The organism is Neobacillus sp. 19 (assembly GCF_049463095.1).
GTDB lineage: Bacteria > Bacillota > Bacilli > Bacillales > Cytobacillaceae > Neobacillus.
In genome coordinates, this window is sequence record NZ_JBMPZU010000031.1 from 298636 (window position 1) to 310658 (window position 12023).

The 12023-nt window shown below is 41.9% G+C and carries 14 protein-coding genes and 1 pseudogene; 12 read left to right on the plus strand and 3 right to left on the minus strand.

Annotation, left to right across the window (positions count from 1 at the left end; all coding sequences use genetic code 11):
* The first annotated feature begins 83 nt into the window (after positions 1–83).
* Positions 84–467, plus strand: coding sequence for a hotdog fold thioesterase (locus ACO1D1_RS10440; protein ID WP_149871456.1), 384 nt, complete (start codon positions 84–86; stop codon positions 465–467).
* Between the two features lie 189 nt (positions 468–656).
* On the plus strand, positions 657–1280 hold the full coding sequence (kapD, locus tag ACO1D1_RS10445) for a 3'-5' exonuclease KapD (RefSeq protein ID WP_423335886.1): 624 nt from the start codon (positions 657–659) through the stop codon (positions 1278–1280).
* Positions 1281–1319: 39 nt separating this feature from the next.
* Here the strand turns inward: kapD and ACO1D1_RS10450 are convergent, their stop codons facing one another.
* Entirely contained in the window at positions 1320–1700 is a 381-nt protein-coding gene (locus tag ACO1D1_RS10450; RefSeq protein WP_423335887.1) for a kinase-associated lipoprotein B, read from the minus strand.
* 126 nt (positions 1701–1826) lie between these two features.
* On the opposite strand from ACO1D1_RS10450, the gene ACO1D1_RS10455 reads away from it, so the two are divergent.
* From ACO1D1_RS10455 to ACO1D1_RS10475, 5 genes and pseudogenes are all read left to right on the plus strand, one after another.
* The gene (locus tag ACO1D1_RS10455; RefSeq protein ID WP_423335888.1) at positions 1827–2576 is read left to right on the plus strand and encodes a peptidylprolyl isomerase; all 750 of its coding nucleotides are present in this window, start codon (positions 1827–1829) and stop codon (positions 2574–2576) included.
* Positions 2577–2669: 93 nt separating this feature from the next.
* Positions 2670–2879, plus strand: coding sequence for a hypothetical protein (locus ACO1D1_RS10460; protein ID WP_423335916.1), 210 nt, complete (start codon positions 2670–2672; stop codon positions 2877–2879).
* Between the two features lie 200 nt (positions 2880–3079).
* Positions 3080–3632, plus strand: a pseudogene (locus tag ACO1D1_RS10465) (superoxide dismutase family protein).
* Between the two features lie 137 nt (positions 3633–3769).
* On the plus strand, positions 3770–4120 hold the full coding sequence (locus tag ACO1D1_RS10470) for a hypothetical protein (protein ID WP_423335889.1): 351 nt from the start codon (positions 3770–3772) through the stop codon (positions 4118–4120).
* A 127-nt stretch (positions 4121–4247) separates the two neighbouring features.
* On the plus strand, positions 4248–5432 hold the full coding sequence (locus tag ACO1D1_RS10475) for an alanyl-tRNA editing protein (protein ID WP_423335890.1): 1185 nt from the start codon (positions 4248–4250) through the stop codon (positions 5430–5432).
* Between the two features lie 64 nt (positions 5433–5496).
* On the opposite strand, the gene ACO1D1_RS10480 is transcribed toward ACO1D1_RS10475, so the two are convergent.
* Complete coding sequence (locus tag ACO1D1_RS10480) at positions 5497–6660, minus strand: MalY/PatB family protein (protein ID WP_423335891.1); 1164 nt, start codon at positions 6658–6660, stop codon at positions 5497–5499.
* Between the two features lie 88 nt (positions 6661–6748).
* Here ACO1D1_RS10480 and ACO1D1_RS10485 point away from each other — a divergent pair, with 88 nt between their 5' ends.
* Entirely contained in the window at positions 6749–7012 is a 264-nt protein-coding gene (locus ACO1D1_RS10485) for a DUF1871 family protein (RefSeq protein ID WP_423335892.1), read from the plus strand.
* Positions 7013–7187: 175 nt separating this feature from the next.
* On the opposite strand, the gene ACO1D1_RS10490 is transcribed toward ACO1D1_RS10485, so the two are convergent.
* The gene (locus ACO1D1_RS10490) at positions 7188–7415 is read right to left on the minus strand and encodes a helix-turn-helix domain-containing protein (RefSeq protein WP_423335893.1); all 228 of its coding nucleotides are present in this window, start codon (positions 7413–7415) and stop codon (positions 7188–7190) included.
* Between the two features lie 222 nt (positions 7416–7637).
* Here ACO1D1_RS10490 and yugI point away from each other — a divergent pair, with 222 nt between their 5' ends.
* The 4 genes from yugI to ACO1D1_RS10510 all read left to right on the plus strand — a co-directional run bounded on the left by yugI (position 7638) and on the right by ACO1D1_RS10510 (position 11933).
* On the plus strand, positions 7638–8039 hold the full coding sequence (yugI, locus tag ACO1D1_RS10495) for a S1 domain-containing post-transcriptional regulator GSP13 (RefSeq protein ID WP_149871446.1): 402 nt from the start codon (positions 7638–7640) through the stop codon (positions 8037–8039).
* 139 nt (positions 8040–8178) lie between these two features.
* A complete protein-coding gene (locus tag ACO1D1_RS10500) occupies positions 8179–9378 on the plus strand; it encodes an ornithine--oxo-acid transaminase (protein WP_423335894.1) in 1200 nt (399 codons plus the stop codon).
* A 27-nt stretch (positions 9379–9405) separates the two neighbouring features.
* On the plus strand, positions 9406–10677 hold the full coding sequence (locus tag ACO1D1_RS10505; protein ID WP_149871444.1) for a Glu/Leu/Phe/Val family dehydrogenase: 1272 nt from the start codon (positions 9406–9408) through the stop codon (positions 10675–10677).
* 92 nt (positions 10678–10769) lie between these two features.
* Complete coding sequence (locus tag ACO1D1_RS10510) at positions 10770–11933, plus strand: iron-containing alcohol dehydrogenase (protein ID WP_149871443.1); 1164 nt, start codon at positions 10770–10772, stop codon at positions 11931–11933.
* Positions 11934–12023: the final 90 nt, after the last annotated feature.

The following is a 12023-nucleotide window of genomic DNA, read 5'->3' on the forward strand; positions in this document are numbered from 1 at the left end:
GCTGTTTTTTTCAATAAAGGAAAATTTGCCAAACATGAAGAATAAGAATAAGAAGTAGTAAATTACATATTGGAGGAATAAAAATGATCAAAGATACATTAATTGAAGCACTGGGGATTGAGATTACTCTTTTAGAAGAAGGGAAAGTCGTTGCGACCATGCCGGTTGATGAGCGGACGAAACAACCGTTTGGCTTACTGCACGGAGGTGCCTCCGTTGCCTTGGCGGAGACAGTTGCGAGTGTCGGTGCCTATGAACTAGTGGACAAGCAAACAGAAGGTGTCGCGGGTTTAGAAATAAATGCGAACCATGTTCGTCCAAAAACGGAAGGGATCGTCACAGCTGTGGGAACTGTGCTGCATCAAGGTAAATCAACAATGGTTTGGGATATCAAAATAACCGATGAAGAAGACCGGCTGATTTGTGTATCACGGTGTACAATGGCGGTTATTAAACTGAAAAAATAATAGATATGTTAGGTATATGGGATGGGGTATTTTTCCACCTGCCTTCGAATTAATTGTACAAAAATTTAAAAAACTCATACGGAATTCGTGTTATAATGTTAAATATAAAAATAGAGAAAAAGCACAATTTTTTGTACATGTTTCTTTATATAATGGTAGTAAGATGGAAAAGAAAGGGTGGTGAAAACGATGAGAACAAGGCGGCAATATTTATTTATTGATTTTGAGTTCACAATGCCTGAACGAAATGTCCGGATGAAGGATTTTTTCGCGGAAATTATCGAGGTTGGTATTGTGGCTGTAGCGGACGATCAGGTTACAGAGCAATTCTCATCCTATGTTACTCCATTAAAGTTCCCGAAATTATCAGAACGCTGTAAATCATTCCTACATATTTCACAGCAGCAGGTTGACAAGGGGCTATCAATTTATGAACTTGTAAAAAAATTGGCGGAGTTCAATAAAGAACATTATGACACGACCATTGTTACATGGGGAAATATGGACATGAAGGTGCTGCGGCATAATTGTTTAATGGCAGGGGTAGATTTTCCTTTTAATGGTGCTGAATTAGATTTATCGATGGAATATAAACGGTTCTTTGGGGATCAAAATCAAACGGGTCTATGGAAAGCTGTACAGGAATATGGCAAAGAAGGCACTGGCAGACATCATCGGGCACTTGATGATGCCATGACAACGTATAATATATTTAAACTGGTGGAAAAGGATAAACGCTATTTGGAAAAGCCAAAACCAACGACGATTGGGGATCGGGTTGATTTTTCAAAGCTGTTAAATGAATTTGCATAAAAGGCCAAATCATTCAAACTGATTTGGCCTTAAATTTGTCTAAAATTTATAATCCTTCTCCAATGTTTCCAGTGCTTTTAAGCTCATTTCAGCCCATTTTGTCTGGGCCTCCGCCAATTCTGCTTTCATTTTGGCCATAGCCTCTTTTAATGACACCTGATACTCAGGGACTTCATCTTCAAAGTGCTTTACCATCTGTTTTGGGATATTAGCCTGTTCCCGGAAGCTGAGCGCCCGTCTTTCATGAAAAATTAATACATCCGCATCCTTTGGACTGTGTAGATCTCCTTGCATCGGGTGTTTCAAGACCGCCAGCACCCTGACTAAATAATGCTGCGGACGGATCTCTGTTATTTCCCCGATATATTTTCCGGTTTTATAAATCGCCGTTACGACATCCCCAACCTGCAATTCTGCCACTAAAATCACTCCTGCCTGCAATTTTTCCTTCTACCTTTCATTCTATAAGAAAAAGGTCAAAATGAAAAACAAAGTGCAAAAAAACGAAATTTCGGTTAAAGTGTTAAAATGGAGGGATTATAAAAAATGAAAAAGAATTTGAAAATACTATTTACCTTATTAGCGATTGTTCTAGTATTGGCCGCATGCGGAACCGCCGGCACGAAGAAAGAGGAAAGCCAATCAAAAACGGACACTGCTGTGCCAAAAACAGAGCAAAAGGAAGGAGATCAAGAAGTGGCAAATGCTGTTTATCCACAGCTTTCAACAGAGGTAACAGAAAATGAAAAATTAGTTGAAATGGAAACATCAATGGGAAACATCAAGATTAAATTATTTCCTGAATATGCACCAAAAGCAGTAGAAAACTTTGTGAAGCATAGCGAAGAAGGATATTATAATGGACTGATTTTTCACCGTGTCATCAAGGACTTCATGATTCAGGGCGGAGATCCGAGCGGTAACGGTACCGGCGGCGAAAGCATTTGGGGAAAACCGTTTGAAGACGAATTCTCAAAAAATCTTTTTAATCTTCGCGGTGCCCTGTCAATGGCCAATTCAGGTGCAAATACGAATGGAAGTCAATTTTTTATTGTTCAAAGTACAGCCCTTGATCCAGCGATGAAGGCGAAAATGGAAGAGGCCGGCTATCCGGCGGAAATGATTCAATCCTATGATGAAAATGGCGGTACACCATGGCTGGATCACCGGCACACCGTTTTTGGACAAGTAGTCGAAGGTATGGATATTGTCGATAAAATTGCTGAAACACAAGTTGGTGCCCAGGACAAGCCGGAAACAGATATTACAATTAAAAAGATTACCGTTTTAAAATAAGCAGATCTTCTTGGATTGATTCATTGATGTGAAATGTTTTTTGTTGCTATAATAGATAAAGCAGTTCCTTTAAAAAGAAAGGGAGAAGAAAAAATGTTTCAACCGTCAGTTCTAGCCCTGTTTTTGTACTTTCCAGAAGATAAATCAGAATATATACCGGCTGCTATCAGCTTAACGATTTTTATGATTGGCGCCTTTTTTACCATGCGTTTAATCATAAAAGTTTCAAAGCGGGAAGCTGAAAAGGCCAAAGCATTAGAAGAACAATTGAAAAATAATCAGTCTACTCAAAGGAACAGTTAGTCGTCACTGTTCCTTTTTTGGCCGATAAGAAAGTATAACTTTCTTAACAGGCATAAGTGCAACTACGCCTCTGTCTTCGCCTAACTGCTCGCCAATCGGCGAGTTTTCTTTATTTACCTTTAGATCCCAATGATGTTGAATAGGTCAATTCCTAATTGTCCATACTAAAGGCAAATTGTTTAATAGTTGGGGGAATAGAGATGAAGAAAAGCTGGTTAATCATTCCACTTCTCTTGCTTTCAGGGTGTCTGGAAAAGGAAGTCAAAAAGGTTGATGTCGAAATGTTTAATGCTGCCGGGGATACACTCGGGACGATCGCATTAGCTGAACAGTCAAGCGGTGTGAAAATGACAGTAAATGTAAAGGGGCTTCCAGCAGGGGAGCATGCTATTCATATACATGACGCGGGAAAATGTAAGGCGCCAGACTTTAAATCAGCGGGAAACCATTTTAATCCTGAACAGAAAGAACATGGCCTGCTTCACCCTAAAGGGGCACATGCCGGGGACCTGCCGAATTTGATTGCCGATGAGGACGGGACGGCCAAGGCAGACCTAATGGCCCCTGAATGTCACCTTATTGGACGGGAAACAATCACTGTTTACAAAAGAAGGTACGTCCATTGTGATACATGCCGGTAAAGATGATGGGATGAGTCAGCCAGCAGGGGACTCTGGAAATAGAATAGCCTGCGGGGAAATTTCAAAAAATAAAAAAGCTGGCCAAAAAAAGGCACAAGACGAGAAAAAGTAGATGAAAAAGCTATCCGCCGGATGGCTTTTATTTTTTTTGCCGTAAAAAATAAAATTTTTAATTTTATAGGTAGGAATCTAAGCTTATCCAAAAAATGGTTCATACACTAGCAGAGAGAATGTTAGGAGGCGAATGAAATGGAGAAAAGACAATTTGGCGGTTTTCCTGGTCAACAAATGGGCTTTCCGCAGATGATGGGCGGCGGTTTCCAGCAGCCAGGCTTTCAACAGCAAATGGGAGGTTACCCGTATCATGGCAGTCCACAAATGATGGGTGGATACCATGGCTATCCGCAAATGGGCGGCTATCAACATGGCTATCCGCAAATGGGTGGTTTCGGGCACGGCTATCCACAAATGGGCGGTTTTGGGCAGCAGCAGCCAGGCTTCCCGCAAATGATGGGCGGACAGCAGCAGACGGGCTTCCCTCAGGGAATGGGCGGATTTAACCCGGCAACAATAGGGCAGCGGAAAACAGACAAAAAGTAACGGGCAACTTAATTGAGTTAAACCTGTTCTGTAAAAGGGACAGGTTTTTCTATTTCTAACTTGATTAATTGACTTTATTTTTAGACAATAGGTTCATCAGATTAAAAGCAATGGAGGTGCATTTTCGATGAACAACAAACTTTATTATCAAGATGCTTACATACACACATTTACTGCCCGTATTTTGAAGCAGGAGAAAGATGAGGCTGGCAATTGGTATGTTATTATAGACCAAACCGCCTTTTATCCTACAGGCGGAGGGCAACCGCATGATACCGGCGCGATTGCGGGTCAAGAAGTCGTGAATGTGGAAGAAAGGGACGGAGAGATCCGCCATTACCTTGTTAGCCCCTTACAGGAAAGCGAAGGAGAGGTAACAAGCTGGATTGACTGGGACCGGCGATTTGATCATATGCAGCAGCACGCAGGACAGCATATTTTGTCAGCCGCCTTTGAGCATTTGTTTGATTATAAAACCATCGGCTTCCATTTAGGTATGGACAACCTGACAATCGATTTGGAAACGGATAATCTAACTGCCGATGAAGTGCTGAATGTAGAGAAGCTGGCAAATGAAATAATTTTAGAAAATAGGCCTATCGAAATCAAATGGGTAACGGAGGAGGAACTATCCCAATATGCATTAAGAAAAGAAACAAAGGTTAAAGAGGATATCCGACTTGTGATTATTCCGGAGTTTGATTATAACGGCTGCGGGGGCACACATCCAAAGACAACCGGAGAGGTAAGGGCGATAAAAATCCTGGATTGGGAAAGACAACGGAAAAAAGTCCGCGTTCAATTTGCCTGCGGCGATCGAATCATTAAACTGCTTGGAGAGAAGCAAAAGGTACTTCTTGGATTAACGAAGCACCTCAATGCCCCGGAAAAGGAAATGGAAACGGCAGTCAAACGGCTGCTTGAAAATGATAAACGCTTGGAAAAGGAGCTTGAACAAACGAGAGAGCGTTTACTCCAATATGAAGCGAAGGAATTGTTGGCTAAACAGAATCAATTGGTGGCTGAATCGTTTGAATATCGGACCATTCAGGAGCTTCAGAAACTGGCTCGACTTGTTGTAGCAGAGGATGATTCGACATTGGTTGTGTTTGCGTCCGTGAATGATTCCCGGTTGCAGCTGGTTTGTGCCCGCGGCGCATCGCGAACAGAGAATATGAAGAAGCTGATTAGCGATGTTTTACCTCTCATTAACGGTAAGGGCGGGGGCAACGATTCCTTTGCGCAAGGCGGCGGGGAAGCGCTCGTCTCTGCTGAACAAATTTTGGACAAGCTGATAACGATGATCAACTAAGTAGTTTATGAGGACAGGAACAGTGAAAAAAATATGCTAACTGTCCTCATGAAGCTACACTTGTTTATCCAAGAGCTTTTTTCAATCGATCAAGCCCTTCCATTACGTCTTCCCTTGGGCAGGCAATATTCATTCGGACGAACCCTTCTCCTCCTGGACCGTATTTGGTACCAGGCTCTAATGCCAATTTCCCTTTTTCAATTAATAACTGGTGTAATTCAGCATCGCTGACATTCAGCTTCCGGCAATCGAGCCAGAGGAGATAGGTCCCTTCAGACTGAACACAGGTAATCTCGGGCAAATGGTCGTGGAGATAGTCAAGAACATTGTCTTTGTTTCCCTGCAAGTAATCAATCAGCTGCTCAAGCCATGGTTCACCTTCCCTGTAGGCCGCCTCCATGCCTATAATCCCAAAAGTATTTAACGAGAAAATTCCTTGGCGGGTTAAGGTTCCTTGAAATTGATTTCGTAAATCTTCATTTTTAATAATGACTGCAGAAGCCTGCAATCCAGCAAGATTAAAGGTTTTGCTTGGGGCGACTAAGGTAATAACACGCTCAGACAACTTTGAACTTAAAGAAGCAATGGGGATATGCTTAAACTCCCTAAAGATAATATCAGAGTGAATTTCATCTGATAGTATAAGACAATTGTATTTCAAACAAAGCTCACCAATTTTTAAGAGCTCATCACGCCCCCAAACCCTGCCGCCGGGATTGTGCGGGCTGCATAGCAAGAACAGCTTGCAGCCCTGCTGTAATTCTTGTTCAAAACTGGCAAAATCAATCTCGTATCTTTCATTTACCAAGGTTAACGGTGAATTTACCACTATCCTATTATTTTTCTTAATCATGTCAAAAAAGGGAGTGTAGACAGGAGCCTGCAGCAATATCCGATCACCCTCTGCAGTAAACGACTGGATTGCAGCACTAATCGCTTGAACGACACCGCTGCAATATAACAGCCATGTAGGGCTGACCTCCCATTGATGTCTTTTTTGCAGCCAATCAGTAATCGCCCCCGCTGTCGATGGAGGAACAAAGGTATAGCCAAAAATTCCATGATCTACCCGGCTTTTGATTGCATCTATGACCGCTTGCGGCGGCTTAAAATCCATATCAGCCACCCACATTGGCCACAAATCAGCTTCCCCAAAGATGTCTTTTGTAAGTTCCCATTTCACTGATGATGTCTTTAATCGGTCAATCTTCTCATTAAAAATACTCATTTACTCACCGCCAGTTTCGATTTTTCTACTTTCTACCTCTTATGATAGAATATTTTTATCAAATGTAAAAATAATAGGAGATAAAAATATGAGAAAAGAGCTTCAAACTAATTTGCAGTATGTGGATGTATTAAATGAATGGGATCCCTTTCATCTGCAAAATGGGGATTATGATACGGAAATTGCTGATGCAATTCAGGCGGTTCATGAACTAAATGATCCATCAAAGCTGGCTAAAAGAATCCAGGCGATTTACGAATTTTCCTTTGAAGAAGTCATTCCAATGGAAAGCTGCTTAAAAATTGCGTGGGCGTTATTAGCAATAAAAGAAAATGAATCATGTACTTTTTAAAATAAACAGCAAACACAAAAAAAGAGGACAATCCAAATGGGTTGTCCTCTTCAAAAAGGGGGAATACTAGAAAGCCTTATAGCTAAAGGTTTACCAATATTTCCTTTTTTTATACAGGAAAAGCAGAAAAAATAAAAAAGCGGTACATTCACCGCTTTTACATTTTAGGATTCTATTAAGGATTTGTGGAGGAGTTTGTATGAATATGGTGCTTTAATAATTCAGAAGCCGGGATATCTAAAACAGTTGATAACTTCAAGATTGTTTGAGTACTTGGAATTTGTTCCCCGGATTCATACTTTTCAATTGTATGCGTTCCTACTCTTACCTTTTGAGCCAATTCTTCTTGGGTCATATGGAGCATTTCGCGGCAGGTTTTAATTGTTTGACCGATCGAATTCATACTGTTCACCTCGTTTGAAAATATAATTTCTCACTATTAGTATATCATGGGAATAATCCCTATTCTTATTCCGTTTTTGAACATTTTGTTACTATTTTTTCAGTTGAATCGTATAGACGTTTTGTTAGAAAAAAAGCTTTTTTGATTAAAGTATATAAATATGATATAATCTTTTAATGCGTATATAAGGGATAAATAATTCATTTACTTAGGAGTGTTTTCATGACAGAAAAGATTGAAACTGGAAGTATCGTAACTGGTAAAGTAACGGGTATTCAGCCATATGGAGCGTTTGTTGCGCTTGACGAAACTACGCAAGGTCTTGTTCATATTTCAGAAATTACGCACGGATATGTGAAAGATATTAACGACCACCTTAAGGTTGGCGATGAGGTTAAAGTAAAAGTTTTATCAATCGATGAAGGGGCTGGAAAAATTGGCCTTTCCATCCGCGCAACGGAAGAAGCACCTGTTCAACAGGCTGCAAAACCAAAGAAACCTCGCAAACGCACGGCTGCAGCAATTATTCCTGAAGCAGAAGGCCAGCAAGGATTTAACACATTAAAAGATAAGCTTCAAGAGTGGATTGACCAATCGCAGCGTGAAGATTTAATTAAAAAATAATTTTAGAAGCCTGAGATCAATTTTATTGGTCCAGGCTTTTTTTATTAAATATCAGTCAGAAGTGTTCATTCTTTTTTCCTGCTCGGCTACAATAGAAGTATCTATACATAATCAATATTGAAATGGAGGAAATAATTTTATGCCAAGAAATAGTAATACAAACGAATTGATCGAAAAAACAGAGAAATACGGCGCTAATAATTATCATCCGCTTCCAATTGTCATTTCACGTGCTGAAGGTGTTTGGGTAGAAGACCCTGAAGGCGGCAAATACATGGACATGCTTAGTGCCTACTCCGCGGTTAATCAAGGACACCGCCATCCAAAAATTATTCAAGCATTAAAAGACCAGGCTGATAAGGTTACGTTAACCTCACGTGCATTTCATAACGACCAGCTTGGGCCATGGTATGAGAAGGTATGCCAATTAGCGAATAAAGATATGGTTTTACCAATGAACACGGGTGCTGAAGCAGTTGAAACGGCGGTGAAGGCAGCACGGCGCTGGAGCTATGATGTCAAAGGCGTGGAAGAGGATCGGGCGGAAATTATTGCCTGTATTGGTAATTTCCATGGGCGAACGATGACCGCGGTTTCATTATCATCCGACCCTGAATATAAACGGGGATTTGGACCGATGCTACCGGGCATTAAGCTGGTTCCGTATGGTGATTTAGAGGCATTGAAAGCTGCGATTACACCAAATACAGCCGCCTTCTTAATCGAACCAATTCAAGGTGAAGCAGGGATTGTCATTCCGCCTCAAGGATTTATCAAGGCTGCATTTGATTTATGTAAGGAAAACAATGTCCTGTTCATTGCTGATGAAATTCAAGCAGGATTAGCCCGGACGGGAAAAATGTTTGCCTGTGAATGGGAAGGCATTGAGCCGGATATGTATATCCTCGGTAAAGCACTTGGCGGAGGTGTGTTCCCCATTTCCTGTGTAGTTGCCAACAAGGATATTTTAGGGGTATTTAATCCCGGTTCCCACGGTTCTACTTTTGGCGGGAATCCGATGGCATGCGCCGTGTCAATCGCTGCTTTAGATGTGCTTGTGGACGAAAAGCTTGCGGAAAAGTCCTTAGAGCTTGGGGAGTATTTCATCAGCAAATTAAAAGAAATCAAGAATCCTAAAATTAAGGAAGTCCGTGGACGCGGATTGTTTATTGGTGTGGAATTATCGGAATCGGCCCGTCCATATTGTGAACAATTAAAAGATCTTGGGTTATTGTGTAAAGAAACGCATGATACGGTTATTCGATTTGCACCGCCGCTTGTCATCAGTAAAGAGGAACTGGATTGGGCAATCGAGCGGATCAACAAAGTATTGGGGTAGATTGTAAAAAATACTAGGGGTGCCAAAATGGGGACTACTGATGGAGACGGAAAGAAAAAAGAAATTGTAAACCTTCTTACATCAACGCAGATTGTGATTCAGGATGCCTTGAAAAAACTTGGGTATAAACAAGATATGGTTCATTTATTAGCGGAACCTTTAAAAACAGTCCGTGTCAGGATTCCGGTTCGCATGGATGACAGGTCTACGAAAATTTTTACCGGTTTCCGTGCCCAGCATAACGATGCCATTGGGCCGACTATGGGCGGCGTCCGCTTTCATCCCGGCGTAAGTGAAGATGAAGTGAAGGCATTATCCATGTGGATGAGCATGAAATGCGGGATTGCGGATTTACCTTTTGGCGGGGGAAAGGGCGGTATTATCTGTAACCCGCGAACGATGTCATTCGGTGAACTGGAACGTTTAAGCCGCGGTTACGTGCGGGCGATCAGCCAAATTGTTGGGCCGACAAAGGATATCCCGGCACCGGATATGTACACGAATTCGCAAATAATGGCCTGGATGTTGGACGAATACAGCCGTCTCCGGCAAAACGATTCCCCCGGCTTTATTACAGGGAAACCCCTTGTGCTTGGAGGGTCTGAGGGGCGGGAAAAAGCGGGGGCAAAGGGAGTTACTATTTGTATTGAAGAAGCGGCAAAGAAGCGTGAAATGCAGGTCAAAGGGGCTCGTGTGATTATCCAAGGTTTCGGGAATGCCGGTGGTTACATTGCCAAGTTTTTACATGATGCCGGCGCAATAATCATTGGTATTTCGGATGTATATGGAGCCCTTTATGATCCCGATGGATTAAATATTCAATATCTATTGGATCGGCGTGACAGCTTTGGTACGGTGACATCGTTATTTGAAGGTGTAATTACAAACGAGGAGCTGCTCCTGATGGATTGTGATATTTTAGTGCCAGCCGCAGTATCAAATCAAATTACAGCGGAAAATGCCGATAGCATCAAGGCAGGTATTGTAGTCGAAGCAGCGAATGGACCGACAACACTTGAGGCCACAAATATTCTTACTGAGCGGGGAATTTTGCTTGTGCCTGATGTCCTGGCAGGTGCAGGCGGTGTGACTGTCTCATATTTTGAATGGGTTCAAAATAAACAGGGGTATTATTGGTCGGAAGAAGAAGTAGTAGGAAAATTAAAAGAAAAACTTGTGAAATCCTTCAATGAAATTTATGAACTTGCAGAGACTCGCAATGTAAATATGCGTTTGGCTGCGTATATGGTAGGCGTAAGGAGATTGGCGGAAGCGTCTCTCTTTAGAGGCTGGGTATAGGAATAAATCCTTGCATCATTGGTGCAGGGTTCTTTTTTTGCAAAAAAAAAAATTTTCATCAATAATGGTAACAGAAAAGGAAGGTGTTCATTATGCAGAATTTTACTTTTTCTAATCCTACAAAATTAATTTTTGGTAAGGGGCAGCTCGAACAATTAAAAACAGAAATTCCTCAATACGGTAATAAGGTCTTACTCGTCTATGGCGGAGGGAGCATTAAGCGAAACGGCATATATGAGGAAGTTACCTCACTTTTACAAGAAATCGGTGCTGAAGTATTTGAACTGTCCGGTGTGGAGCCAAATCCCCGCATTTCTACTGCCCGTAAAGGAGTGGAAATTTGTAAACAGGAAGGAATTGAATTCCTTTTAGCTGTTGGGGGCGGCAGTGTCATTGATTGCACCAAGTTAATTGCAGCCGGGGCTAAATATGATGGAGACGCCTGGGACTTAGTGGTTAAGAAGGCCTTTGCTAAGGAAGCTCTTCCATTTGGAACAGTCCTGACACTTGCGGCAACCGGTTCAGAGATGAATGCCGGATCGGTGATCACTAATTGGGAAACGAATGAAAAATACGGCTGGGGAAGTGCTGTGACATTCCCGAAATTCTCTATTTTAGACCCGGTAAACACCTTTACCGTACCTAGAAACCAAACCATTTATGGAATAGTCGATATGATGTCACACGTCCTTGAACATTATTTCCACCTGGAAGAGAACACAGATTTTCAGGATCGCATGTGTGAATCGTTATTGATTACGGTGATGGAAACTGCTCCGAAGTTGTTGGCGGATCTGGAGAACTATGAGCAGCGGGCAACGATTCTATACAGCGGCACCATGGCATTGAACGGTATGTTAAATATGGGTTACCGAGGCGATTGGGCGACACACAACCTTGAGCATGCGGTATCGGCTGTGTATGACATTCCACATGGCGGCGGTCTGGCAATTCTGTTCCCGCACTGGATGGAGCATAACCTTCACGTGAAGCCTGAGCGTTTCAAACAGCTTGCTGTCCGGGTGTTTGGCGTAAATGCAGAAGGCAAAAGTGCTAAGGAAGTAGGTCTTGATGGAATACAGCGGCTGCGTGAATTCTGGAATAGTATTGAGGCACCTTCACGTTTAGCTGATTATGATATTGATGTTACGAAGCTCGATGTAATGGCTGACCGTGCGATGGCTAACGGTGCGTTCGGTAACTTTACGAAGTTAAATCGAGATGATGTTTTAGCCATTTATCGGGCATCATTGTAAATGTAGAAAATTATCGAAAGATGGGTGCGCTTTCAAGAGGTGCCCTTCTTGATAATATGTCTGTCATTCGTTAAAGTGAGAAATGAAAAT